Below are 24094 nucleotides of genomic sequence, written 5' to 3' on the forward strand. Positions count from 1 at the left end.
CACGGTCCGTGATGTCGAGCCGCAGGGTATCGTCGCCCGCGACGTCCGTGAAGAAGTAGCGGTCCGCCGAGGCGGCCGAAGCACGCCGGAGGGCATGTCCCAACTGCCCTCCGGAGCCCGTGACAAGGATGTTCATGACTTGTAAAGGTTTTCGTTATACTCGAACGGCGATACGAAATCCCGCAGAAGCGGATGCCGTGTATCTTTCTCGCTCAGGATGATCTTCTCCTCCGGTCCGCTACCTCGACGCCACGAGCGACGAGGGGGTGACGCCCATCGAGTCGCGGGCCCAGTCGCCGCGGGCGCGGAGCACCTGCTCCACGATGTCGCGCACGGCGCCTTCGCCGCCCCGGAACTCCGAGACGTAGCGCGAGGCTTCGATCACCTCGGCCGCGGCGTCGGCCGGGCAGACCGGAATGCCCACTTCGCGCATGCACTCCAGGTCGGGAATGTCGTCGCCCATGTAGATTGCGTTGGCCGGGTCGATGCCCTCCTCGGCGAAGTATTCGCGCATGGCCCGTATTTTGTCCATGCAGTCGGTGTAGAAGCGTTCGATGCCGAGCATCCGGAGCCGGTGTTCGAGCGTGCGGCCGCGGCCGCCGGTGATGATGCAGACCTTGTAGCCGTGCTTGACGGCGTAGGCCAGCGCGTAGCCGTCCTTGGCGTTGTAGCGGCGGATGAAGTCGCCGTCCGCGGTGGGGATGATGCCCCCGTCGGTCATCACGCCGTCCACGTCGAAGACGAAGGCTTCGCAGCGGGCTATGTCCTCTTTGAAGTTTCCCATATGTTCTGACTGATTTTCGAATAGAGTTCCTGCATTTCGGGGTCGTCGGCCAGCAGCGCGAGGTGGCGCTCCAGCGTCGCCGCGTCGTGCCGTGCGGCGGGGCCCGTCTGCACGTCGAGCGGCGAGCGGGCGTCGCGGGCTTTCGCGGCGGTCTCTGTGACGAGCGGTTTGAGCACCCCGAAGTCCAGCCCGGCGTCGCGCGCGATCCGTTCGCCGAGAGCGTACATGCGGTTGGCGAAGTTGCAGGCGAAGACCGCCGCGAGGTGCACTTTCGCCCGCTGCGCGGAGTCGCTGCGGATCACCGTGCGGGAGAGGCGGCGGGCGAACGCCTCCAGCTCGTCGCACAATGCCGGCGAGGAGGCTTCGATGAATACCGGGATCTCGCCGAAATCGACCTCCCGGCCCCGCGTGAAGGTCTGCATCGGGTAGAAGACCCCCCGGCGGGCGAACCGTTCGGGCAGGGCCGCGAGGGGTACGCTGCCCGCCGTGTGGGCCACCGCGGCTCCGTCGGGTATGGGCAGCCGTGCGGCGACCTCCCCCACGGCGCGGTCGCTGACGGCGATGAGGTACAGGTCGGCCCGGGCGAGCCGCCGCGGGTCGTCCGTCCACTCCGTGCGGGCGAGTGCGGCCACCTCGCCGCCCCGTGCGGCGTTGCGCGCGAAGAGCTGCACGAGGCGCAGCCCGTCGGCCGCCGCCACGGCCCGGGCGAGGGCTTCCGCCAGGTTTCCGCTTCCGATGATTGCGATCTGTTTCATGGCTGTTTCGTGTCGGCGTCCTTCATCAGGTCGGTGAGCGTTACGTTGTCCTCGGCGTTGCGGGCCGCCTCCTTGAGTCCGTCCAGCTCGCGGTCGATATGCGCCAGTTCGGGCGTCGCCGCCAGGTCGAAGGAGGTCTGTCCGCTCCGTTCCACCGCCTCCAGGATGCTGTAAATCGTCATCGAGGCGATGTCGTATGCCGGCGTGTAGCCCACTTCGCGCTCCCCGTCGCCGCTGCGCACGGCGATCAGTTGCCCGGCCTGCACGAGCTGGAACAGCACGTCGTTCACGATGCGCGTGGGGAGGTTCAGCCGCCGCCGGATCCGCTCTGCGGGCATCGCCCCGCCGTGGTCGCGGAAGTGCCGCACGACGATCAGCATGGCCGCGAGCAGGATTTTGCGCCGCTGGTCGTAGCTCACGAGCAGCGACTCGCGCTCCTCGTCGAACCGTTCGACGTTCTGGTAGGCGAACGACAGTTCGCCGCCGAAGAGGAGGATCTCCCACGAGGTCTGCAACCAGATGAGGAAGAGCGGCAGCGCGGCGAAGCTGCCGTAGATGGCGTTGTAGGAGGTCATCCACCGCTGGAGGTAAACGTAGCCCCACTGGAACAGGAGGAAGATCGTGCCCGCGACGATTCCGGCCATCAGGGCGCTGCCGACGCGGACCTTCGCGTTGGGGATCACCAGATAGAGCAGCGTGAACATGCCCCAGATGACCACCATCGACGCCAGATGCGACAGCAGGCCGAAGTACCAGCTGTCGTCGAATCCCAGCAGCCGTTCGGCGTAGTTGGTCATGGCGTTGGCCACGATCCAGAGCACCGGGACGATCATCACCACGGCGATGTAGTCGGTCCATTGGCGCGTGATGCCGCGCTCGACCTTCACTTCCCAGATGTTGTTGAAGGCGCTCTCGATCGACCCGAAGACGCGGATCACGGCCCAGAAGAGCATCACGAGGGCCACGGCGGCCACCACGCCGCCCTGCGTGCGGCCGAGGGCGTTCTCGGCGAAATCGACGATGTAGCGCACGATCTCGGGGTTCTGCGGGAAGAGCGCGTAGAGGTTCTCCACCAGTCCGTCCGCCAGGCCGAAGCCCTTGACCACGGCGAACACCACGGCGGCGATCGGCACGAGCGACATGAGCGTATAGAAGGTCAGCGCTGCGCTGCGCACGAGCGTCCCGTGCTCCTGCAACCCCCTCGCCGTGTAGAAGAGCAGCTTGTACTGCTGCACGAGCCACCGCACGACGGGGTTGCGCCATTCGCTGGCGTCGCGCCGGAAGATCGTGTCGGTGAAGTATGTCGGAATGTCGCTGATTTTCATGGGAACGGCGTCGTGACGGTCGAACAAAGATAGCTATTTTAGGCGGATCGCCCAAAAATCGTTCCCCGTTTTCGTGAAGGCCAGCCGCACCTCTCCGCCCGGATGCAGCCCCAGCCGGCGGTACAGTTCCTCGGGCCGGAGCGGGAAGTCGCGCTTGAGAATCTCCGCGCCGCGTCCCTTCAGCTCGCGCTTCAGCCGTGCGGGGTCGTACGGCTCGATGCGGTCGATTTCGAGGATGCGGCCCAGCACGCCCTCGGGGCGTTCGGCGGCGAATCCGTAGCCGTTCTCGCTCCAGCAGTCGGCGCGGCCCGCGAGGTGCAGCCGTACGAGGCGGGTCTTCTGCAAGGCCACGTCGGGAATAACGAGCCAGCGGTAGCGCGCCGCGCCGAACGTCGCGGGCGGCTCTCCGGCACGCTCGCCGGGCCGGGCCGAGAACTCGCCCAGCCCGATGGCCGAGGCGGTGAGCAGCGGTCCCGCGCCGTCGGCGTAGATCACCACCTCCTTGCACTCGCCGCCGACCGAGACGGCCTCCACGCGGCTGCGGGGAAAGAGCCGCAGCGCCTCGTCCGTGTCGAAGAGTGGGGAGTTCTTCACGCACAGCCGCTCCGACGCCCGGCCGATGAGCGGTCCGAGCGCGAGGATGTCGGGCGAGCACGCCTCCAGCCGCACCTGCCTGCGGCCTTCCGCCGAACGGCGGTCGGGGTCGGCGTAGATCCAGTCGAAGCGCAGCCCCTCCTGCGCGAGGTACTCCTCGGCCGAAGAGCAGACGACCTCGATGTTTCCGGCGCCGAGCCGTGCGAAGTTCTCCGCGGCGATGCGGGCGAGCGTGGCGTCGCGCTCGAGCGTCACCACGCGGCGGAAGCGGCGGCTCAGGAAGAGCGCGTCCGCGCCCAGTCCGCAGGTGAGGTCCAGCACGCTGTCGCCCGCGATGCGTTTGTGCGCCGCGCACGCCTCGCTCGACGCCTGCTCGAAGGCCCGCGGCGGCAGGATGCACTGCGCCGCGGCGTACGAGGGGAGTTTCCGTTCGGCCCGCGCGAGGTATTTGACCTGCGTGGCGACCAGACGGGCGTGGGGCACGCGGCGGTCCGTCGCCACCTCCAGCGGGTCGCGTCCGCGGGCCCGGGCGATCGCTTCGCGCACCTCGTCGGTGCGGAGCAGGGCGTATTCTTCGGGGGTTATCATGTCGGCAAATGTACGCTTTTTTTCGGTTCCGCGCTCCATGCCGCGAGGGTGGCGAGCGCGAAGAGGAGGTAGAGGATCGCGGTCTGCGTCCCTCCGAGCGCATATTCGGCCGCGCCTCCCGGCAGCGAGGCCGTGAGGCGGGCCAGCGCGTTGATCCCTTCGGCCGCCGTACCCGTCACCAGGGCGAAGGCCGGGGCGAGCGGTCCGGCGGGCAGGAGCATCCACAGCGCCCCGCCGAAGACTACGGCCGTCGCCAGTGCGATGGCCGCGGGATTGACGAGCAGTCCGGCCAGCGGAACCGTTCCGAAGGTGTGCGAGACGAGGGGCGTCGTGGCGACGGCGGCCGCGAGGCCGATCAAGTAGGCGTCGATCGCGGCGTTCGCCGCCCGGCAGCGCGTCCGGCAGCGGCGGCAGAGCGGCACGCCCCAGGCGAGTATGCCCGCCACGGCGAGGAACGAGAGCCGGAAGCTGATGTCCCCCAGCCAGGCCGGCTGCCAGAGCAGCATCCCGAAAGCCGCCGCGGCGAGCGCATTGAGTGCGACGTATTCCGATGCCGACGCCAGGGCGGTCTGCAGGACCGTGCACATGACGGCGGCCCGCACGGCGCTCGGCGGGGCTCCCGCCGCCGCGACGAACAGCCATACGGCCCCCGCCGCCAGCACGTTGCGCACGAGGTGTCCCCGTCTGAGGAGCGGCAGCCACCACAGCGCGAGATTGACGAGCGCGAAGACGATGCCCGTGTGGAGTCCCGATACGGCCAGCAGGTGCGACAGCCCGCTGCGCGAGTAGGCCGTGCGCAGCTCCGGCGTGATGCCGCTCCGGTCTCCCGCCGCCATGGCCCGCACCACGGCTCCCGCATCCCCTCCGAGCGGAAGCCGGGCCAGCCGCTCTGCCGCGCGGTGGTGGAGCCTTCCGGTGTGTCCGGGCAGCCGTTCGAGCAGCGTGCGTCCGGAGACGGAGAGCGTTCCGGCGAATCCCCGCCGCCGCATCAGGCGGCGGTAGCTCTCCGCCCCGCCCCGGAAGGGCCGCACCTCACCGCGGCACACGAACCGCTCTCCGGCCGTCAGCGGAGTGAGCGAATCGGCGTAGAGCATCACCCGGTCGCCCGACGGATGCCAGCGCCCCGTCGCGGGGTCCCGCCAGAGCGCGACGACCGCTTCGGCCGCGACGTAGCGGCCCCGGTCGGCGGGGATTCCCTCCACCGCGACCTCGAAGGCGGTGCGTACGCCCCGCGGCACGGCCGGTTCGGCCGCCCGGAGCTGCGCCGCGGCGAATCCCGCCGTGAGGAGCATCCCCGCCAGCGCCGCGGAGGAGCGCAGCAGCAGGGCCGTGAGCCCCGTCAGCACGAAAGCCCCTGCGGCGAACCACAGGGGCAGTGTGAAACGGTCGGCCAGCGCGATGCCCGCCGCGAAGGGGACGAGGATTTTCAGCATCGGCATCCGGTCGAGCCGTGCGAGTAGCTGCCGGATCGACATGTGCGGATAATCTGTTCGGATGCAAATATAGCAAATTCGGATGCAAATCCCCCGCCCGGTCCGGGTTTTCCGGCTGCGGAAGCGTTCGTTCCGGTCTTTTCCGCCCGTCGGCTCCGACGGCGGCGCTCCGTCCGTTCCGGCGGCCTCTGTCCGGCTGTTTTCCCCTCTTTCCGGGCGCCGTGTCCGTCGGCCCGTCTTTCGGCTGCCGGGGTTCGCCGCCGGACCTGTTTGCCGGTTCCGCTCCCTTCGGGCGGAGGTCACTCCGCGAACAGCTCCCAGCCGCGTTCGACCTGGCGGCGGTCGGCCGCGATGCCGTTCTCCACGCGCGAGATGGATGCCGCGACCGGAACCATCGTCTTCCGGTCGCGCGTGTCGATCGGTTCGTCGGGGTCGATCCCCGTGTCGTCCGCCACGGCGCGGATATAGGCTTCGGTGCGGTTCTCCGACGGCGGAGCCCAGCGCGAAATCATCTCCCGGAGACTCCGCAGCCCGTGCCGCCGGCGGTAGGTGTCGAGCAGTACGAAAATGGCCCGGTAGCCCCATGCCGGCGATTCGAACTGCTTGAACTCCGGGTCGCGCGAAGGGCGCACCTCGCCTTTGTAGCGCACGCGCGACTGCCGGATGTTGCCCGGGTTGCGGTTTTCCAGCCCCCGGCTCATCGTCCGGCCTCCTTTCCGATGCGGCGGCGGGCGTAGCGGCGCAGCCGGCGAAACAGCGGGGCGTCGGAGAGCTGCGCGGCGTTTTCGAGGAACGACCACATCTCCACGCCGCAGATGAAGCCGGCGAAGAGCCGTGCCGTGTCGAGCTGCGTGAAGCCGAGCACGCAGCGGTCGATGAGCCATGCCATGGCGATCGCCGTCAGCGCCAGCGCGAGTTTGAGCACCGTGCGCCACGCCTCGCGGCTCTCGAAATACCAGGTGCGCCCTTCGCGGCGGGCCGCCGCACGGTCGGCCGCCACGCCCGTCAGGAAGTCGATGCCGATGAAGGCCGCCGTCGTGGCCGCCATCGGACCGATCGGGGCGAAGAGGGCGGCGGCTCCGGCCGCGAGGCCGCTAACGCATCTGTACAAAGCCTCCATCGGTCGAGCAGCGTTTGAGTATGTTCTCCGTCGGGTCGTATTCCGGAAATTCGGTGCGGTGCGCGTCGAGGTGCTCCGCCGCGCGGCGCAGCAGCGTCCGGGCCTCGGTGCGCAGCGCCCGCTGCCGCCGGCGCAGGGCGTCGTCGCCGGCGGGCTGGGTCCACGACGATTTCGGAGCCGTCGTGCCGCATTGTCCGGTGCGTATGTCCAGCCGGGGCTGGAGCTGGAGACGGGTGAAAAGGGCCGTCGGTGCGGCCAGATAGTCGGTGCGGAACGTTTCGTAGGCGCCTTCGAGCAGCCGTGCGTGGAGCGCGCGGCCGATGACCGGGACGATATACCGCCGTTCCGCGGCGGCTATGTCCGCTTCGGCGACGGTTCCGGGCGGCAGCGCTTCGCCTTCCGGAAAGGCGAGCCGGAGCGCCTGAAGGGGTGTGACGAGTGTCTTCATGGAATCGTGTTTTTTGGTGTGCGTACCGTTCCGGAGGCTTCGCGTGCGCTCCGGAACGGCTTCGGGAGATGTCGGAGACCTTCTTCCCGGATGCCTCCTGCCGACCCCGGCCGGGCGGATCGGCCCTCATGGCGTTGCGGGCGATGGGGCCCGGCCGCGGCGGACGCATCCGGTCAGTCGATGCTCCGGATGTTGTACTTCGTGATTTCGGAGAGGAACGCCTGCTGCTTCGGGTCGTCCGGATCGTAGTCCAGACCGTCGGCCTTGCGGGCTTCCCAGACCTTCATGTAGATGGGTTTCGACCGGGTCGGCGGCCGGTTTACGATCTCGAGCGAGGAGACGTCGGCCCCGAGCGTTTCCGCGGCGAGCGCGCGGATCGGTTCGGTCAGTTCGGCCTGTTCGGCGAGGATCACGGTGTTCAGCGCCACCTCGTATTCGTGGAGGATGCGTTCGGCGCTGAATCCCGAGCTGTAATCCAGTCCGCTCAGCGTCCGGAACCACGAGTGCGCCACGACGATGTCCGCCGTCGCCTGCTCGTGGAGGGCCTGCCAGTCGCCTTCGTTCTGCGAGGCGATCGGGATGAAGCGCGAGTTGTCCTCCTCGCCGCCTTCGCGGATGACGAACATCACCTGCCCCGGGTTCCCGGCGAACCGTCTCTCGGCCAGCCGCACGATGCGCTCGGCGTCGGCCTCGCTCGCGGCCGACGAGTCGAGCAGCATGACGCCCGAGAGCTGGAACGAGTTGTCGAGCCGCGAGATGTTCCAGCGGTCGGTCTTGTAGGCGATCGCCGAGACGTTCAGCCCGGCGATATAGGGCGGAACGCCGTAGTGCTCGAACGCCGGTTCGTAGTCCTTGTAGTGGACCATCGTGCGCAGCGTGCCGTCCGGCTGCTCCTCGAAGAGCGGGTAGAGCGGCAGCCGCCGCGCCTCGGATGTGCGGAAAGCGCTCCAGTCGTGGTGCAGCAGAACGTGCCGCGAGTCGCGGGCCACGCGGCAGCGCGTGGCGTCCTGGTGGTAGAGCGAGAGGAACGAGTGCCCGGCGTCCGTCACCGCTTCGAGGAAGGCGTTGCCGAACAGCGCCTTGTCGAACGCCAGCTTGTTGAGCACCTGCCGCAGGCTCTCCCCGTCGCCGTTCGCGTGCCGGACGAAGGCCGCCAGTTGCGGCTGGGCCGCCTCGTCGCAGACGAATCCCTTGCCCGAGATGTAGTCGGCCTTGTCATTGACGATACGGCGGTGGGTCGTCGAGCGGCGGGCCATCGTCGCCAGCGCCGCCGGAAAGAGGTTGTCGTCGCCCCAGCGCCAGAACTCGTCGCTTTCGACGCGCGCCGCGGCAGGCGGCATGCAGGGGTCCGTGCGGTCGATCACGCCGACGGCCGGTCTGATTTTTTTCGCTTTGCTCATGTGTCGTGTCTTCGGTTCGGGCCGCCCGCCCGCGGACGATCGCCGCAGGCGGTCCGGCCGGGGGAATTACTGTTTGTGGAGGTACGTGACGAGGCTCTCGTCGAGGATCGCGCAGCCGGCCATGAAGACGGCGCGCTGGCGGTTCTCCATCTCGTCGGGGTTGTACCACATGCGGACCTCGTTGCCGGGCATGTCGGCCGTATTGACCGCCAGCACGAGGTTGCGGCGGTCGGTGAGCATGCAGAACGACTTGTCGAACGACGTCGGGGCGAGGTAGCCGCCCAGCCGGACGTCGATGACCGGGATGCCGTGGTAGGAGAGCGTCGGACGGCCGTTCACCGCATCGGCGTAGGCGGCGTCCGCACCCTTCGCGTCGAGGTACTTCTCGTAGAGGTGGCAGAGGTCCGAGGTGAGGAAGTAGGCCAGCTGTCCGTCGGCCTTGAGGTCCTGCGTGCGCGTGTCGGCGTTGGTCCACAGCTCGTCGAAGAACTCGACGATCTTCTCCGCCGACGCGAGGTCCGCGTCCTGATAGGTGTTGTGATAGACGCTCTCCTCCGCGACCAGTTCCCCGATGAGCTTCAGGAATCCGTCGAAGGTGTTGTAGCCCGTCTCGGCCGAGGTGTCGCCGACCCACATCGTCGCGCGGAGGTTCTCGGCGAGCGCCTGCCGGAAGAGCGCCGTTTCGGCCTTCTCGAGCTCGGTTCCCGTGAGGTCCTCCAGGTGGACGTTCGTGACGGAGGCGATCTTCTCGCAGACCATCGAGAAGTAGTCGGCCGCCGAGAAGCTCATCTCGGCCTTCACGCGCCGCAGGTCGATCGTCTTCTCGAACTTGGCGGCCGCCGCGCCGCCCGACCAGCCGGCCGCGGTGTATTTTTGCAGGATGTTGCGCTGTCCGTCCCAAAGCTGTACGTGCGTGGGCGTGGGCATGTTGTAGAGGACGCGCACGCCCAGTTCCCGGGCCGATTCGCCGGTCAGCATCGGGCGGAAGAATACGGTTTCGAGCTCCGAACCGGTGTACTGTTTCGCATTTTCGAGGTAAGTCATGTCTTTCGTGTTTTTGAGGGTTTGTGGAATAGTCTGTGGAATAAGGGGTGTCCGTTCGTTTTCCGGAGCCGGGCCGCGGCTCCGGTTCCGGATCTCCGCGGCCGGATCAGCCGCGGAAGCATTTCGCGTCTTCGGCGTAGGCGCGGGCGTTGGCCGACTGTACGGCGTCGCCGTAGGAGGGGTCCTCGCACGGAAGCGTCTCCGTGGCGCGGAACCGCCGCCGCATCGCTTCGGCTGCGGCCCGGCGGCGCGGGCCGTCGTCCGGGACGGCATGCAGCACGTTGCGGTCTGCGGGTAGCGCGTTCCGTCCCGCGGCCGTCGCTTCGCCCGGGCGCAGTCCCAGTCCGGCGAGCAGCCGTTCCCATCCCCGCGAGAGGTTCTGCGCCAGCGTCGGCGCGGCGTGCGGGGCGGCGTCGGTCACGCGGTCGGCCAGTCCCGCCTCCACCGCCTCCGCGGGCGAGAGCCAGCGGCCGCTGCCGTTGTTCTCGGCCATCAGCGCCTCGAATTCCGCCGCCGGACGCCCCGAACGGGCGGCATAGACCGCGGCGATGCGGGCGTCGGTCTGGCGGAGCAGGGCGATCTTCCCCTCCAGCTCCGAGGCGTTGCCCTCCGCGGCGCATACCGAGTCGTGGATCAGGTAGAGGGCGTTCGCCGAGATTTCGCGGCGCCCTTCCGACGCCGCCTGCGCGATGATCGTGGCCGCCGAGGCGGTGTAGCCGTAGCAGCGGGTCGTGATGCGCGCCCCGAGCGATCGCAGCGCGTCGTGGATCAGCAGCGCGTCGTTCACGTCGCCGCCCGTCGAGCGGATTTCGACCACCACCTCCGGCGCTTCGATCTCCGCGATGCGCCGCACCGCGTCGCGGAACCGCTCGTAGGTCGCCACCCGGTCCGCCGGGTCGTCGAACTGCCACTCCTCGGGAACGCCGATCGTCCCTTCGATTTCGATGCGGCAGCTTCCGGCCTTGTCGTTGATTTGGATTTCCGATTTCATGTTTCAGTCTTTGAATGTGTTGTAAAATGCGTTCCGGGCCTTTTCGTACGAGCAGCAGAACACCCCGGCCGCGACGTGCAGCGCCTCGCAGCGTCCCATGCCCCGCTTTTCGAGCCGCGCCACCTCTTCGCGGATGGCCAGCCTTTCGCAACCCCGGCGGCTGACCGCGCCCAGTTCGAACAGCCGCTTTACGGCCTCCTCCTCCGACAGCCCCGCGATCGCACGTCGCAGGATTCCGGCCAGCCGTTCCTCGTGCCGTGTCATAGGGCGTCCTCCGTGAGCCGCGTGAAGGTGCAGCGGACCGATGCCGCCTCCGGGTCGTACTCCTCCACGGTGTCGAGCAGGGCGCGCACCACCCCCGTTCCCGTGTCGATGCGGAACACCGACCGGATGTCGGGAGCGCCCGTTCCGGGGGCCAGGAGCGCCGCGAATTCGTCGGGGGCCAGCCGCAGCGAGAGGGCGATGCGTTCGCGCCTCGCCTCGCGCGTCGTCTGCCGGTCGTAGAAGCGGTGCAGCCCCCGCACGCCGTCGCGGTCCTCGAAGCAGAGCGTGAACCCCGCCGCCGCGGCGTCTCCCGCGAAGTGGAAGGCCGCGAGCGGGTAGGCCGCCTCGCCGGACGGGTATCCCCACCGTTCACCCTCCGGCAGGGGGTGCATCCCGGCGTAGCGGACGATGCGGGGCGTGAAATTCGTGCCGTCGTCTTCCGTGTCGTCGCGGTCGCCGACCTGCAGGAGCCGGGCCGAGGGGGCGTTCGGGTAGTGCCCCGCGGCGTTGAGCGACGGGCAGAACAGCGGGTTGCGGAGCACCTTCTCGCCCGTGAGGGCGGCCTGCGACGGACACCGGACGCTCCACGCCCCCAGCGGCTCTTCGGCTCCGGCGTCGAAGCGGCTCACCGCGCCGTCCCCTTCGCGGTAGCGCCAGCACCTCGTCTCGTGCACCTCCTGCGCCGCATCCCGCCGCTCCACCGGCTGCGAGAAGTCGGTCCGGCCGCTCCAGTCCGTCTCGGGACCTGCGCCGAGAAAGTCGTCGGCCGGTTCGATCCAGACCCTTTTCGTCGCCTCCTCGGTGTAGAACCGCAGGTTGAACAGGTGTGCGAGGGCCCCGAGCAGCTCCGCCTGCCGGATGCGGTGCTGCGCCACGTCGGCGAAGCGGACCGCCGAGCCGAATCCCGGTCCGGAGCGGAAGCGGGGCCGCAGGGCGCACTCCTCGTGCAGCGTGAGCGTCATGCCCTCCTCGGCCCCCGCGAAGTAGATCTGGTCGAACCGCTTGGGCTTCGATGGGCCGAGCTCCTCGGAGGCCGTCCGCAGCCGCAGCTCCACGGTCGTCTCCCCCGTCTCCCCGACATATCCGGCATAGAGAGCCCAGTCCCCTTCGAAGGGCTCCCATCCGAGGCTGTTGCGCACCTCCAGCACCGGATCGGCGAAGCGTCCCGACGCCGGGGTCGTGACCTGCGCCGAGCGGGCCGCGAATTCGGTCCATACGACCCCTTCCACCCCGTCGCGGGTGTACCGGAGCCGGTATCGCGCCCCTTCGCGGTGGTCGAAGACGAGGGCCCGGTAGGTGCGGTTCGCCTCCGGCGCGGCGCGGTGGTCCTCGTAGCGGTTCGCCAGCGTGAAGGCCATCTCCGACCCCGGCCCGAGGTAAACGGTGTCGAACCCCCGGAGCCGCGTGCGCGAGAGGATGCGGTGCGAGGTGGTGTAGCGGAGGCGGTATTCGAACCCCGCGGTCGTCTCCGCGAGGGGCGTGAACAGGATGCGGCCTCCGTCCGTCGAGAAGCATCCCCCGTGATTGTACAGTCCGTCGATGGGGTTTCCGTCGGCGTCGATGCTCTGCGGCGTGGCCGTCTCGACGATGTTGCCCACCGAGTTGAGCGCGGTCGCGGGGTCGGCGACGACCTTCCCCGCCTCGTTGGCCTTCGCCGTGACGGGGGCGGTCCGGCGGGCCGAGAAGCCCATGCGGGCTTCCGCCGCGGCGGTGTCGTGCGAGGGGTAGGCTCCGCTCATGTAGAGCGAGCGGAAGAACTCCGAGGCGAAGAAGCGGCTCTCGACGCGGTAGCCGGCCTCCGCGAAGATGCGTTCGGCGAGCGTGGCCACGTGCAGGAAGGGGTGGTAGTCGTCCGGCGAGAGCACCCGTTCGGCGGGCAGCAGGTCGGACGGGCCGTTCCGTGCGGGGTACTCGTCGCGGAGCACGGGGAAGAACTTCACGGGCCGGCCGTCGGTCCATCCGGCGCGGATGTCGGTCGGCGTGAGCTCTCCGTCGTATTCGACCCCCAGCGTGTTGAACATGCGCCGCGCGGCGTTCTCGGCCCATCCCGCGCCGCCGCTGCGGATTTCGAGCGTGTATTCCGCGTCCGTCGCGGCGAGCAGCCGTACCGGTCCGCGCAGCAGCTCGGCCCCTCCGGCCGTCAGCACGGCTTCGTGGCGCGTGTCGTTGAACTTCCCGGCGGTGTGGGGCTCGCAGGGGTGTCCCGCCGCCGCGGCGTTGCGGGGTGTCGCGGGGAGTGCGATCCGGAGCGTGCGGCCTTCGCGGCAGCTCTCCGGGGTTGTCGTCTTCCGGGCGTCGTAGCCCGGTACGGCGATCCGTTCCGGCCCCAGGTCGCAGGGGCGTCCGTCGATCGTCAGTTCCATCGTGCGGGAGCGGTTCGTTTGTCTCGGATTTCGATCTCCAGGCAGCTCATCGTGCCGCGGCGGAGCACCGTCGCCTCGTCGGTCAGGACGTCTGCGGGCGTGTAGATCTCCTCCCCGGCGATCCAGACTTCGGGCGTCTCCGTCAGTTCGGCGAGCGCCTCCAGCATTTCGGGCGTCTCGTAGGCCGAGGCCAGTACGGTGCGCCTTTCGCTCCGCTGCGGCACGACGACGTGCCCCTCGGGGCCGCAGGCCCGCCGTTTTTGGATGCTTTGCGTCACCTCCCGCACGACCGGGAAGCTGTAATGTTCGACCGACCCCGCGCTGCTGCGCCACGCCAGCCGCACGGCCTCCCGCACGGCGGGTACGACGGTGTATTCCACCGTCCCGATCTCTCCGAAGTCGATCGAGAGCGTCTCCGCCCCCGGGAAGTCGCGCGTGTCGATGCGGAACAGCAGCGGTCCCGACGTCCGGACGGAGTAGCTCTCCGCCGTCAGCGAATCGGCCGTCCGGGCCGTCACCACCGCTTCGGCGTCGCCGGCGGTCAGCAGGGTCAGCTCTTCGCAGGCTCCTTCCGGGATGATCCGGCGGCGGGGCAGGGTCGTCAGCAGCGCCGGGGCTTCCGCGGCTTCCCGTCCCGGCAGGAAGGTCCTCGCCGGAGCCGTCGCCTCCGTGCCTTCCGGAAGCGTTCCGGCGGCTCCGGCCGTGACCGCGGCCTTTACGACGCGTCCCGTGGCGGCGTAGAATCCCGTGTTGCCGACGAGGGGGATGAAGCGGAGCGCCCGGCGCAGGGCGGGGGCGGCGTCGAAGCGGGCCGTGGCCGCCGCGGCGAAACGCAGGGCTCCGAGCGTAGCCCCTCTTTCGTCCGCGATGCGGATGTCGAGGTCTCCGCCCGCGGGATTCTCCACGGCGTAAATCGCCTCCGCGCCGAGCGGAGCGTACTGTTGCGGAATTTGGGTGAATGTCATGGTGCAGGGATTTTGGATTGAATGATGATGCGTTTCGCTGTCCGGCCGGAAAGCCTCCTTCCAGGAAGATGCGGGACCGGACGCCGCGGAGGGCCGGAACGAACCGGTGCGGGCTGGAGAGGAGCGGGGATACGGATGTCTCCGGGACCTCCGGGCGTGTGGATAAGTTGTGGATAATTTGTCGATTGTTGTCGGGAACTATTCGCATCCGGTTGGAACAGAGCGGTTCTCCGATGTCGATAACCGGCCTTGTCTTTGCGGCCGGGTGTGGATTACGGGGCAAATATACGGCGGCCGATACCCCCTTGTCAAGAGTTTTGCGCAGTTTTTCCAAAAAAAATGGAAACCCGCTCCCGAATGCCGGGAAAATCGGTTATCTTTGTCTTCCCGAACCGGCGGCCCTTCCGGGGCTTCGGACAGGGCCTTCCGGGCATCGGTCCGGCGGCCCGGACCGATTCGGCGAACCCGGACAAACCTCAAACGAATCGCTGATATGAAACGTCTTTTACTCTTTTGCGCCGCGCTCTGCTGCGCGGCGACCTCTTCGGCCCAGAAGTGGGAGGGCCTGGCCGACACGCCGCCGATGGGCTGGAGCACGTGGAACAAGTTCGGCTGCAACGTCGATGAGCGGATGGTCCGCGAAATGGCCGACGCGCTGGTCGAGTCGGGGCTGGCCGAGGCCGGATACGTTTACCTCAATATCGACGACTGCTGGCACGCCTCCGAACGCGACGCCGACGGTTTTCCGCAGTGCGATCCCGAACGGTTCCCGAGCGGTATGAAGGCGCTGGCCGATTACGTGCATTCGAAGGGGCTGAAGCTGGGTATCTACTCCGATGCCGGGCGGCGGACCTGCGCCGGACGTTTCGGCAGCTTCGGCCACGAATACCAGGATGCGCTGCAATACGCCCGCTGGGGCATCGACTACCTGAAATACGACTGGTGCAACACCGAGAATATCAATCCCGTGGGAGCCTATACGCTCATGCGCGACGCCCTGCGCGCCGCCGGGCGCCCGATCCTTTTCTCCATGTGCGAGTGGGGTAACAGCAAGCCGTGGACCTGGGCGCGGGAGGTCGGCCACATGTGGCGTACGACAGGCGACATCGGCCTTTCGTTCTCCGACCCCGCGGTCTTCACGGGCGACTGGAAACCCCGCACCGTGATGCAGAATTTCGACGACAACGCCGGACTGCGCCGCTATGCTGGTCCGGGTCACTGGAACGACCCCGACATGCTCGAGGTGGGCAACGGCATGTCGGTCAATCAGGACCGTGCGCACTTCACGATGTGGTGCATGATGGCTGCGCCGCTGATCCTTGGCAACGACATACGCGCCATGTCGGACGAGACGGCGGCCATCGTGACCGACCGCGACGTCATCGCCATCGACCAGGACCCGCTGGGCGTGCAGGGGTTGCGCTACGCCACCGACAACGGACTGGAAATCTGGTTCAAGCCGCTCGCCGGCGGCGAATGGGCCTTCTGCCTCTTCAACCGCACGCACGAGGCGCGTCCCTATACGATCGACTGGCAGCTGTTCAGCTTCACCGATACGGAGGTGTCGCAGTGCTCCACGGCTTTCGACCGGATCGTTTACGAGGGCCGCGACCTCTGGAACGGCGGCCGTAGCTTCCGCACGGACCGCAAGCGCGAGGTGGTCGTTCCGGCCGAGGACGTCGTGCTCTACCGCCTCCGACCCGTCGTGAAGCGGTGACGCGGCAGGTCCGGAAAAGACTGCGCCCCGGGAGTTTCCGTCTCCCGGGGCGTTTTTTCTTCCGTCCGGTCCGTCCGGATTTTCGCGCCGCCCTCCCTCCCGTTTCGCCCCGGAAAAGAAATCTGCGGGTTTTGTGCCCTTTTTCGGGAATAAAGTGTATCTTTGTGCCGTCGAACCAACCGTTTCGTACCTTATGGATGATGGTCACAGTTCCACGTATAGCCGCCGTGTCGTGCTTCAGCGCGACGCCATTCATCTATGGTATCCGGCACGAAGGTAACCTTCGCGCCGAGTTGCTGCTGTCCGATCCCGACACCGTCATCCAGCATTTCATCGAGCGGAAAGCCGACATCGCGCTGCTTCCCTTTACGGCCGTTCCGCTGCTCTCCGATGCGCACATCGTCACCCGATACTGCATCGGCGGCGTTCCGTCCGCCCGCGAGGCGCTGCTCGGCGGCGACGACCCGCTGCTCGCGGCATGGAAGGAGTGCGGCGAGCTGCCCTTCGCCTTCGCCGTGTGGGCGGCGCACGGGGATACGGATCCCGATACGGTCGAAGCCTTGCAGCATGCGCTGACCTACGGCCTCGAACGGAGTTACGAGGCGGTGCTTTCGTCGCCGTTCGCCTCCGATCCGCAGCGGGGCTACGACACGCTGTCGCATTTCGACTACATCTTCGACAACCAGAAGAATCAGGCGCTCCGAAAGTTCTGGGACTCGGGCGTAAAGGTCGCTCCGAGAGCCAATCCCGGCTGAAGAGGTTAGCGGGCCGCGCCCGCCTCTCTACAGCTTACGGATTCGAGAACTTTACAGAGAGCGATTTATGATTACGATTTACCTCAAGCAGTACAACAAGATCATCCGGAATGCCGACACCAAGCTTTTCGACGAGCTGGGCTACGACGACATCCTGTGGATCGACATGCTGCTGCCCACGATCAAGGAGCAGAAGGCCGTCGAGAACTTCATGGAGATCAGCCTCCAGACCAAACAGCAGGTCGAGGAGATCGAATCGACCTCGAAGTACTCCGAGGACGAGAACGCCATCATTTCCAACTCGAATTTTTTCGTTCCCACGGGCGATTCGTTCATCGTCGAACCCGTGTCGTTCATCATTTCGAACGAGGGTGTGCTCGTCTCGGTGCGCAGCGCCGAGTTCCGCACCTTCCGCGAGACGGAGAAGCGCCTGCAGATGAACTACCGCAGCTATTCGACGGGCTACCACCTCTTCATTTCGCTGCTGGAGGTGCGCATCGACTTCGACGCCGACCTCGTGGAGCTGATCGCCAAGCAGGTCGCGGCCCTCTCGAAGGACGTCAATTCGGAGGATTCGATCGACAAGGAGGTGCTGCACCGCATCAGCGCGTTGCAGGAGAGCACCATGTCGCTGCGCGAGAACATCTTCGACCGCCAGCGCGTCCTGTCGGGCATCCTGCGTTCGGAGCGCTTTCCGAACGACATCTACCCGCGGCTGCAACTGATGATCAAGGACGTCAATTCGCTGATAAACCACGCCGACTTCAGTTTCCAGCGTCTGGACTATATCCAGGACGCCGCGCTGGGTCTGATCAACATCGAGCAGAACGGCATCGTCAAGATCTTCTCCGTGGCGGCCGTGATCTTCATGCCCGCGACGCTCATCGCCTCGATCTACGGCATGAACTTCAAGGCCATGCCCGAACTGGAGTGGACCCTCACGCTCTCCAACGGCTGGGTCGTTCCGCTGGGCTACCTGTTCGCCATCGGGCTGATGATCGTCTGTTCGATCCTCACGATCTGGTTTTTCCGCTATAAGAAGTGGCTCTGACGCCGCTCCCTCGACGCCTTCCGTGCCGCGGGAGGAACACCTCGCGGGCCCGGACGGGGCGCTTCTGTCTCCGGACGCTTCCCGGAATCGCCTTTCCGGCGTTCCGCGGCAGCGTCCGGTCTTTTTGTGCCGTTCCGCCCTCCGGCTTTCGCGGCACACCCGCTGCCGCCGGCCGCGCCTTTCGTTCCGTCGCTTCCTTTCTGCCGATCCGGTTCCGTCCGCTCCCCGCCGGTTCGGGTTGCCCTGCCCGGGAATCCCCGGGCTTTTCTCTTCTTTCTTCGAAAGAAGGAGAAACGGCGGCTTTTTCCGCCGAAATTTGTATCTTTGCTGCCTATTAAGCACTCTTTATGCTCGAAAAGCTGGCCAGACAGACCGCCATTTACGGCATCAGCACGATCGCGGTGCGTTTCCTGAGCTATCTGCTCACGCCTTACTATACCCGTGAATTCGGGCAGGAGGCCTACGGAATCGTCACCGACGTCTATGCCCTGATTCCGCTGGCGCTCACGCTCCTGACGATGGGCATGGAGTCGAGCTATTTCCGCTTTTCGGCCCGGGCCGAGGCGGCGGGCGGCGACGTGCGGGGGGCCAAACGGCGGCTCTTCGCCACGACCTGGGGCGCCACGTCGCTCGCGGCGCTGCTTTTCGTCGCGGCGATGATCCTTTTCCGCGGCGACGTCGCCCGCCTGATGGGCGAAGCCTATGTCGCGCACCCCGAATACGTCGTCTGGGTCGGCCTCATCATCCTGTTCGACGTCTGGGCCTGCATTCCCTTTTCGCGGCTTCGCGAGCAGGGGCGCGCGCTCACCTTCGTCGGAATCAAGGCGCTGAGCGCGGTGCTCAACGTCGCGCTGGCCGTCGCCTTCGGCGTCGCGGGACTCTTCTCCACCGACTTCGGCGTGGGGTGGGTCTTCGTCGCCAACTTCGTCGCCAGCGCGGTGACGTGGCTGGTGATACTCGCCACCGCCGACCGCACGCTGCCTGCGATCGACCGGAAGCTGTTGACGGCCGTTTTCGCCTATTCGCTGCCGCTGCTGGTGGGCGGCCTGACCGGTACGGCCAACGAGTTCATCGACCGCCAGCTCATCAAGTTCCTGCTGCCCGAGGGGGTGGCCATGGCGCAGCTGGGCGTCTATGGCGCCGTCACGAAGATCGCCGTGGTGATGATGCTCTTCTACCAGATCTACCGGCTGGCCGCCGAGCCCTTCTTCCTTTCGAATTTCAAAAAGTCGGACTTCGTGGCGATGAATGCCGCGGCGCTGAAATACTACGTCATGGCCTCGATGGTGATTTTCCTCTGCATCGCCCTTTTCCGCGACGCCTTCGCGCTGATCGTGGGACGGGAGTTCCGCGAGGGTATCTTCATCCTGCCGGTGGTGCTCGGGGCCAACGTCCTCACGGGCGTATGGCTCAACCTCTCGTTTTGGTACAAGCGCGAGGAGCGGACGTCGCTGGCGATCGTCGTCACCGGCACGGGGCTTGCGGCCATCCTCCTTTTCGGGTGCTGGCTCGTGCCCTTGTGCGGTTACTTCGGGGCGGCCTGGGCGCGGCTGGCGAGCGAGGTGGCGATGGTCGCCGTGAGCTGGTGGCTCAACCGCCGCTTCTTCCCCACGCCCTACGACTGGCGGCGCATCGGCGAGTATGTCGCCGTCGCGCTGGCGGGGTTCGCCGCGGCCGAGGCCGTCGGGGGCGCCGCGGGCAATATGTTCGTGGGCTATGCGTTTAATATGTTGCTTCTTGCGTCCTATGTCGCCTACCTCGTCCGCCGGGAGCGGATCGACCTCGGGGCGATGGCGCGTGCGGTGCTGAAGCGGTCTTAACGGATTTTGAGGAGAAGGATATGCGGTTTGCGGACATTACGGGACAGGAGGATCTGAAGCGGCATCTGGCGCGGTCGGTCGATGCGGGGCGCGTGAGCCATGCGCAGCTCTTTTCGGGTGCGGCGGGCTACGGGACGCTCGCGCTGGCCGTGGCCTATGTGCAGTATCTCTGCTGCCGCCACCGGCGGGACGGCGATTCGTGCGGCGAATGTCCCGACTGCCGGCAGATCGCCGCTCTCGCGCATCCCGACCTGCATCTGGTCTTTCCGGTGAACAAACAGGGCAAGAAGTCGGGCGAGGCGGTCCGCAGCGACGAGTTCCTGCCGCAGTTCCGCGCGCTTTTCGCCGAGCGGGGCGGCTGTTTCTCGCCGCAGGAGTGGTACGACCGGCTCGATCTGGGCAAGACGCTCAAGGGCATGATCGCGGCCCGCGAGGCCGACGAGATCATCCGCAAGCTCTCCTTCAAGAGCTTCGAGGCCGACTACAAGACGATGCTCGTCTGGCTTCCGGAGACGATGAACGAGGAGGCCGCGAACAAGATTCTCAAGATTCTCGAGGAGCCGTGGGAGCGGACGCTCTTCATCCTGGTCTCCGAGCACCCCGACCGCCTGCTGCCGACGATCCTTTCGCGCACGCAGGAGGTGGCCGTCCCCCGCATCGCGCCCGAGGTGCTGGAGCGTGCGGCCCGCGAACGCGGCGTGACGGATCCGTTGCAGGCGCGCAACATGGCGCGTCTTGCGGGCGGCGACCTGCTGGAACTGGGACATCTGGCGGCGGGCGAGAACGACGCCGCGCGGCGGGAGAACTTCGGGCTTTTCTGCTCACTGATGCGCCTGAGCTACAACGACCGGCATCTGGAGCTGATCGGCTGGGCCGAGGAGGCCGCCCAGCTCTCGCGCGAGCAGCAGCGCTCCTTCCTGCGCGATGCGGCGCGGCTTTTGCGCGAAAGCTACATGCTCCACGCCGGTCTGAGCGAGGTCTGCTACCTGTGGGGCGAGGAACTGGCCTTCTGCTCGAAATTCGCCCCCTTCGTCGGCTCGCGGAACATCGAGCCGCTGATCGCCGAGATCGAGAGTGCCGCGGCGCAGATCGCGCAGAACGGCAATCCGACGATCGTATTCACCCATTTTGCGCTCTCGGTGAGCAAAATGATAAAACATCTGTGACGATGGCACGAGTGACACTTCTTCTGGGGGGCAACGAAGGCGACGTGAAGCGCACGCTGCAAGCGGCGCAGCAGCTCGTCAATGCCCGCGTGGGCGCAGTCCTGCGCTGTTCGCACCGCTACGAGAGCGAGCCGTGGGGCTTCGCTTCGGCGGCGCGCTTCTCGAATCAGGCCCTGGAGATCACCACGGACCTTTCGCCGCTCGAGGTGCTCGACGCCGTGCAGCGCATCGAGTGCGACCTGGGGCGCAACCGTGCTGCCGAGGCCGTGGAGAAGGCCTCCACGGGAGCCGCATACACCTCGCGCCCCATCGACATCGACATCATTTTCTACGACGACGAGGTGATCCGCGAAGAGCGGCTCACCGTTCCGCATCCCCGACTCGCCGAACGGGAGTTCGCCCTCGTGCCGTTGTGTGAAATCATGCGCCTGCGCCGCCATCCCGTGACGGGGGAGACCGTCGGCGGGATGCTCGAGGCGCTGCGAAAAAAGAGAGAACGATGAATCCGACCCGAATCCTCGCGCCGCTGGCTGCCGCCGCGCTCCTCGCGGGGTGTCTCAAGGACACCTCGAGCGACAGGACCGAATACGTGCTCAAGCCGCTCGCGCAGACCCTTTCGACCGATCCCTACGAACCGCTCGATGGGGTGGTGGCCTACGCCTTCGATGCCGATACGGCCCGTTACACCGTCGCCTCCTACGAGGATGCGCTCAACGGCATCGCCTCGCTGAAGGACGACCCTTCGGCGCAATTGCAGGCCGTCGCCTCCTCGGAGCCTTACGCGCAGGAGGGCACGACGGGCTGGGTCCGCATGTCGCTGCCGATGGCCGAGCGGCGGATGATCCTGGCCGTCGATACCGAACACCGGCTCTACGCCTACACGGAGCAGGAGCTCGTCGAGACGCTGCCGTCGCTCTACGTGACGCTGATCTTCAAGACGTGGAAGGAGGGCACTTCCTACAAGGACGGCAACTGGTGCTTCTTCAACGAGTTCTATACGCCTCCGCAGCGGCTCGACACCTACGTGCGCCCGTTGTTGCAGAGCGCCGAGGACGCCGCCGCCGCGCCGTTCGAGGATCCCGGCAACCTCAAGGTCTATGCCTATGCCGTCGATACGACCGCCTGGCGCATCGCCTCCTACGACGACGCCTATGCGGGCCGCATCACCTCGAAGCGCGACGAGAACGACACGCGCACCACGCCCTCGTTCCAGGCCTATGCCGACGAGGAGACGGGTCTCTTCTCGATGCAGGTCAGCGTGGAGTCGCTGATGGTGGTGGTCGTGGACCGTGTCAATCGCCTTTACGCCTATTCGCAGCAGAGCGTGGACCTCGACGGCGCAAGTCCGACGTTCGAGGTGCTCTTCCGGCCGTGGCGGGGCGTTTGGATCGACGTGCTTGACGGCTGGCGCATCGTGAACGAGGCGCTCGATCCCGATCGGGAGGAGCAGGAGACGCAAAATACCGCCCGGCGATGAATACCCGCAGACGACATACCCTGAACCTGCTGCGCGGCGTCGTCGCGCTGCTCTTCGCGTCGGCCTTTCTGAGCCGCTGCGCGAGCATGATGACCCCCACGGGCGGTCCGATCGACTCGCTGCCTCCCGTGATCGTGAACATGGTCCCGGACAACTTCTCCACGAACCGGCCTACGGTGAACCACGGAAAGATCTACATCGAGTTCGACGAGTTCATCCAGATCAAGGACCAGCAGAAGGAGTTCTTCACCTCGCCGCAGATGAAGAAGAAGCCGACGATCACCCAGCGCGGGCGCGGCATCGTCATCCAACTGCGCGACACGCTGCTGCCCAATACGACCTATTCGCTCAACTTCGGCAGCGCCATCCGTGACAACAACGAGGGCAACCCGCTCTATTCGATGCGCTACGTCTTCTCGACGGGCCCCGAGATCGACTCGATGGTCTTTTCGGGCTATACGGCCGACAGCTACAAGGCCGATTCCGTGTCGAAGAGCTTCATCTGGTTCTTCCCGGCCGACTCGGTGGAGAACGTCCCGGAATACGACTCCACGATTTTCAAGTACAAACCCGCCGTCATCGCCCGCGCCGAGACGAACGGCATCTTCATCGCGCAGAACCTCAAGCCGATTCCCTACCGCATCTATGCCGTCGAGGACAAGAACGACAACCAGATGTACGAACCGGGTTCGGACCAGGTGGGCTTCCTCGACGGGACCTACAACCCGGCCGAGATGCCCGATTTCGCCATCTGGTACGACTCGCTGCGCCAGTATGTGACCGCCGAGCCGCAGCTCTATTTCCGCATGTTCACCGACAAGGCGTTCCGCCGCCAGCTCCTCTCCGAGAGCGAGCGGCCCCTGCAGCACAAGGCGATGCTCTATTTCGGCGCGGCGAATCCCCGCATCACCTCACTGCGTTTCGACAGCATTCCCGAGGACCGGGTGATCGTGGACCCGCAGACCGAGGGGCGCGATACGATCGCACTGTGGTTCAACGTCCCTTCGGCGTCGCTTCCCGACACGATCAAGGGCACGATCACCTACTTCAAGCACGACACGGTCAATCGCCTGCAGGAGGTCACCGAGGATTTGAAACTCCCGTGGCGGCTGATCGAGACCAAGGAGCAGGAGCGCGAGCGCGAGCGCCTCGAACGCGAACGCCGCAAGGCCGAGGCGGCGGGCGAGGAGTGGACCGAACCCGAGAAGGAGAATCCCTTCGCCTTCAAACTCCCGCTTTCGGGCGAGATCAACCCCGAGGAGCACCTGACCGTCGATTTCGACTATCCTCTCGCACGGCTCGATTCGGCGGCGCTGCTGCTGACCTTCACGGCCGGGGACCAGTCGATCGAGGACGTTCCCGTGCACATGCGCCCCGACACGGCGCAGTTGCTCCGCTGGCACATTTCCGCCCCCTGGAAACTCGGGGGCGAATATACGCTGACCATTCCCGCCGGGGCCATCACCGACGTCGCGGGTTTCTCGAACGATTCGATCATCGGCAAGTACACGGTCTTCGATCCCGAGAAGTTCGCCACGGTGAAGATTCATGTCGTGGGGCGCGACGACGGCACGAAGTACATCGTACAACTGCTCGACGGCAACAACTCCCTCAAGCAGGAGAAGCGCAACGTCGGGACGGGCGACATCCGGTTCAACTACGTCCCGGCCGGCGACATCAAGTTCCGCATCATCGAGGACCGCAACGGCAACGGCAAATGGGACTCGGGCAATCTGGTGGAGCGCCGCCAGCCCGAGCGGGCCGAATTCTTCGTCAATGCGGAGGGCGAGGACACCTTCGCCACGAAAACCAACTGGGAGATCGAGTTCACGATGGACATGAACCGGATCTTCGCCCCCGTCACGATGCAGTCGCTTTCGCGCCTGCTGGACGAGCGCGAGGCGCAGCGGCAGCGGCGCGAGGCGGAGAAGCGCGCCAAGGAGGGCCCGAAGCGCGACGACAGAAACCGTCAGCAGAACAATTCGAACGCGAACTTCAACTCCGCGGGCAGCATGTTCAACACGTTCAGATAGG

Annotated in this window: 22 protein-coding genes and 2 pseudogenes; 8 read left to right on the top strand and 16 right to left on the bottom strand. The window is 66.6% G+C overall.

Going from position 1 to position 24094, the window contains the following annotated elements; translation table 11 throughout:
• The 16 genes and pseudogenes from KB554_RS13275 to KB554_RS09345 all read right to left on the bottom strand — a co-directional run.
• A pseudogene (locus tag KB554_RS13275) lies at nt 1–136 on the bottom strand (NAD(P)-dependent oxidoreductase); the annotation flags it as partial.
• Nucleotides 133–234, bottom strand: a pseudogene (locus tag KB554_RS13280) (dTDP-4-dehydrorhamnose 3,5-epimerase); the annotation flags it as partial. The pseudogenes KB554_RS13280 and KB554_RS13275, both read right to left, overlap by 4 nt.
• 4 nt (nt 235–238) lie before the next feature.
• The gene (locus tag KB554_RS09280) at nt 239–784 is read right to left on the bottom strand and encodes an HAD hydrolase family protein (protein ID WP_141428300.1); all 546 of its coding nucleotides are present in this window, start codon (nt 782–784) and stop codon (nt 239–241) included.
• Nucleotides 760–1539, bottom strand: a complete 780-nt coding sequence (locus KB554_RS09285) for a DUF2520 domain-containing protein (protein ID WP_141428299.1) — start codon at nt 1537–1539, stop codon at nt 760–762. The genes KB554_RS09280 and KB554_RS09285 overlap by 25 nt, the downstream gene beginning before the upstream one ends.
• Entirely contained in the window at nt 1536–2864 is a 1329-nt protein-coding gene (locus KB554_RS09290; RefSeq protein WP_141429962.1) for a YhjD/YihY/BrkB family envelope integrity protein, read from the bottom strand. Before KB554_RS09290 ends, KB554_RS09285 begins: the two co-directional genes overlap by 4 nt.
• A 33-nt stretch (nt 2865–2897) precedes the next feature.
• Entirely contained in the window at nt 2898–4046 is a 1149-nt protein-coding gene (locus KB554_RS09295; protein WP_211035743.1) for a methyltransferase domain-containing protein, read from the bottom strand.
• Nucleotides 4043–5521, bottom strand: a complete 1479-nt coding sequence (locus KB554_RS09300) for a ComEC/Rec2 family competence protein (protein WP_211035745.1) — start codon at nt 5519–5521, stop codon at nt 4043–4045. Before KB554_RS09300 ends, KB554_RS09295 begins: the two co-directional genes overlap by 4 nt.
• A 257-nt stretch (nt 5522–5778) precedes the next feature.
• The gene (locus KB554_RS09305; RefSeq protein WP_211035747.1) at nt 5779–6180 is read right to left on the bottom strand and encodes a structural protein P5; all 402 of its coding nucleotides are present in this window, start codon (nt 6178–6180) and stop codon (nt 5779–5781) included.
• Nucleotides 6177–6599 carry a phage holin family protein gene (locus tag KB554_RS09310; protein ID WP_211035748.1) on the bottom strand — a complete coding sequence of 141 codons (423 nt, stop codon included), beginning with the start codon at nt 6597–6599 and terminating at the stop codon, nt 6177–6179. The genes KB554_RS09305 and KB554_RS09310 overlap by 4 nt, the downstream gene beginning before the upstream one ends.
• Nucleotides 6574–7047 (bottom strand): hypothetical protein, encoded by a 474-nt coding sequence (locus KB554_RS09315; RefSeq protein ID WP_211035751.1) that lies wholly within the window; start codon nt 7045–7047, stop codon nt 6574–6576. Before KB554_RS09315 ends, KB554_RS09310 begins: the two co-directional genes overlap by 26 nt.
• A gap of 173 nt (nt 7048–7220) precedes the next feature.
• On the bottom strand, nt 7221–8447 hold the full coding sequence (locus tag KB554_RS09320) for a phage portal protein (RefSeq protein ID WP_141428293.1): 1227 nt from the start codon (nt 8445–8447) through the stop codon (nt 7221–7223).
• 66 nt (nt 8448–8513) lie between these two features.
• Nucleotides 8514–9491, bottom strand: a complete 978-nt coding sequence (locus KB554_RS09325) for a hypothetical protein (RefSeq protein WP_211035752.1) — start codon at nt 9489–9491, stop codon at nt 8514–8516.
• A 106-nt stretch (nt 9492–9597) separates the two neighbouring features.
• A complete protein-coding gene (locus KB554_RS09330; RefSeq protein ID WP_141428291.1) occupies nt 9598–10482 on the bottom strand; it encodes a Clp protease ClpP in 885 nt (294 codons plus the stop codon).
• 3 nt (nt 10483–10485) lie between these two features.
• Nucleotides 10486–10746, bottom strand: a complete 261-nt coding sequence (locus tag KB554_RS09335) for a hypothetical protein (RefSeq protein WP_211035754.1) — start codon at nt 10744–10746, stop codon at nt 10486–10488.
• Nucleotides 10743–13109 (bottom strand): hypothetical protein, encoded by a 2367-nt coding sequence (locus KB554_RS09340; protein ID WP_211035756.1) that lies wholly within the window; start codon nt 13107–13109, stop codon nt 10743–10745. The genes KB554_RS09335 and KB554_RS09340 overlap by 4 nt, the downstream gene beginning before the upstream one ends.
• Entirely contained in the window at nt 13100–14074 is a 975-nt protein-coding gene (locus KB554_RS09345; RefSeq protein WP_211035758.1) for a hypothetical protein, read from the bottom strand. The genes KB554_RS09340 and KB554_RS09345 overlap by 10 nt, the downstream gene beginning before the upstream one ends.
• A 493-nt stretch (nt 14075–14567) precedes the next feature.
• Between KB554_RS09345 and KB554_RS09350 the strand changes: the two genes are divergently transcribed.
• The 8 genes from KB554_RS09350 (at nt 14568) to KB554_RS09385 (ending at nt 24093) form a co-directional block, all read left to right on the top strand.
• Nucleotides 14568–15791, top strand: a complete 1224-nt coding sequence (locus KB554_RS09350) for a glycoside hydrolase family 27 protein (protein WP_141428287.1) — start codon at nt 14568–14570, stop codon at nt 15789–15791.
• A 197-nt stretch (nt 15792–15988) separates the two neighbouring features.
• The gene (locus tag KB554_RS09355) at nt 15989–16546 is read left to right on the top strand and encodes an ABC transporter substrate-binding protein (protein ID WP_162852159.1); all 558 of its coding nucleotides are present in this window, start codon (nt 15989–15991) and stop codon (nt 16544–16546) included.
• Between the two features lie 67 nt (nt 16547–16613).
• Entirely contained in the window at nt 16614–17597 is a 984-nt protein-coding gene (locus KB554_RS09360; protein ID WP_141428286.1) for a CorA family divalent cation transporter, read from the top strand.
• A 347-nt stretch (nt 17598–17944) separates the two neighbouring features.
• Nucleotides 17945–19417, top strand: a complete 1473-nt coding sequence (locus tag KB554_RS09365) for an oligosaccharide flippase family protein (protein ID WP_211035760.1) — start codon at nt 17945–17947, stop codon at nt 19415–19417.
• Nucleotides 19418–19437: 20 nt separating this feature from the next.
• Nucleotides 19438–20583, top strand: coding sequence for a DNA polymerase III subunit delta (locus KB554_RS09370; protein WP_211035762.1), 1146 nt, complete (start codon nt 19438–19440; stop codon nt 20581–20583).
• A 2-nt stretch (nt 20584–20585) separates the two neighbouring features.
• A complete protein-coding gene (folK, locus tag KB554_RS09375) occupies nt 20586–21086 on the top strand; it encodes a 2-amino-4-hydroxy-6-hydroxymethyldihydropteridine diphosphokinase (protein ID WP_141428283.1) in 501 nt (166 codons plus the stop codon).
• Entirely contained in the window at nt 21083–22060 is a 978-nt protein-coding gene (locus tag KB554_RS09380) for a hypothetical protein (RefSeq protein WP_141428282.1), read from the top strand. Before folK ends, KB554_RS09380 begins: the two co-directional genes overlap by 4 nt.
• Nucleotides 22057–24093 (top strand): Ig-like domain-containing protein, encoded by a 2037-nt coding sequence (locus KB554_RS09385; protein WP_141428281.1) that lies wholly within the window; start codon nt 22057–22059, stop codon nt 24091–24093. The genes KB554_RS09380 and KB554_RS09385 overlap by 4 nt, the downstream gene beginning before the upstream one ends.
• Nucleotide 24094 lies beyond the last annotated feature (1 nt).

The sequence above is a fragment of the Alistipes sp. Marseille-P2263 genome, assembly GCF_018101075.1.
GTDB lineage: Bacteria > Bacteroidota > Bacteroidia > Bacteroidales > Rikenellaceae > Alistipes > Alistipes dispar.

Coding starts and splice junctions, on each gene's coding strand:
- KB554_RS09320 (WP_141428293.1), bottom strand. CDS start 8,447: ATGAGCAAAGCGAAAAAAATCAGACCGGCCGTCGGCGTGATCGACCGC.
- KB554_RS09355 (WP_162852159.1), top strand. CDS start 15,989: ATGATGGTCACAGTTCCACGTATAGCCGCCGTGTCGTGCTTCAGCGCG.
- KB554_RS09360 (WP_141428286.1), top strand. CDS start 16,614: ATGATTACGATTTACCTCAAGCAGTACAACAAGATCATCCGGAATGCC.
- KB554_RS09305 (WP_211035747.1), bottom strand. CDS start 6,180: ATGAGCCGGGGGCTGGAAAACCGCAACCCGGGCAACATCCGGCAGTCG.
- KB554_RS09340 (WP_211035756.1), bottom strand. CDS start 13,109: ATGGAACTGACGATCGACGGACGCCCCTGCGACCTGGGGCCGGAACGG.
- KB554_RS09385 (WP_141428281.1), top strand. CDS start 22,057: ATGAATACCCGCAGACGACATACCCTGAACCTGCTGCGCGGCGTCGTC.
- KB554_RS09350 (WP_141428287.1), top strand. CDS start 14,568: ATGAAACGTCTTTTACTCTTTTGCGCCGCGCTCTGCTGCGCGGCGACC.
- folK (WP_141428283.1), top strand. CDS start 20,586: ATGGCACGAGTGACACTTCTTCTGGGGGGCAACGAAGGCGACGTGAAG.
- KB554_RS09345 (WP_211035758.1), bottom strand. CDS start 14,074: ATGACATTCACCCAAATTCCGCAACAGTACGCTCCGCTCGGCGCGGAG.
- KB554_RS09335 (WP_211035754.1), bottom strand. CDS start 10,746: ATGACACGGCACGAGGAACGGCTGGCCGGAATCCTGCGACGTGCGATC.
- KB554_RS09290 (WP_141429962.1), bottom strand. CDS start 2,864: ATGAAAATCAGCGACATTCCGACATACTTCACCGACACGATCTTCCGG.
- KB554_RS09310 (WP_211035748.1), bottom strand. CDS start 6,599: ATGGAGGCTTTGTACAGATGCGTTAGCGGCCTCGCGGCCGGAGCCGCC.
- KB554_RS09380 (WP_141428282.1), top strand. CDS start 21,083: ATGAATCCGACCCGAATCCTCGCGCCGCTGGCTGCCGCCGCGCTCCTC.
- KB554_RS09370 (WP_211035762.1), top strand. CDS start 19,438: ATGCGGTTTGCGGACATTACGGGACAGGAGGATCTGAAGCGGCATCTG.
- KB554_RS09285 (WP_141428299.1), bottom strand. CDS start 1,539: ATGAAACAGATCGCAATCATCGGAAGCGGAAACCTGGCGGAAGCCCTC.
- KB554_RS09325 (WP_211035752.1), bottom strand. CDS start 9,491: ATGACTTACCTCGAAAATGCGAAACAGTACACCGGTTCGGAGCTCGAA.
- KB554_RS09300 (WP_211035745.1), bottom strand. CDS start 5,521: ATGTCGATCCGGCAGCTACTCGCACGGCTCGACCGGATGCCGATGCTG.
- KB554_RS09315 (WP_211035751.1), bottom strand. CDS start 7,047: ATGAAGACACTCGTCACACCCCTTCAGGCGCTCCGGCTCGCCTTTCCG.
- KB554_RS09365 (WP_211035760.1), top strand. CDS start 17,945: ATGCTCGAAAAGCTGGCCAGACAGACCGCCATTTACGGCATCAGCACG.
- KB554_RS09295 (WP_211035743.1), bottom strand. CDS start 4,046: ATGATAACCCCCGAAGAATACGCCCTGCTCCGCACCGACGAGGTGCGC.
- KB554_RS09280 (WP_141428300.1), bottom strand. CDS start 784: ATGGGAAACTTCAAAGAGGACATAGCCCGCTGCGAAGCCTTCGTCTTC.
- KB554_RS09330 (WP_141428291.1), bottom strand. CDS start 10,482: ATGAAATCGGAAATCCAAATCAACGACAAGGCCGGAAGCTGCCGCATC.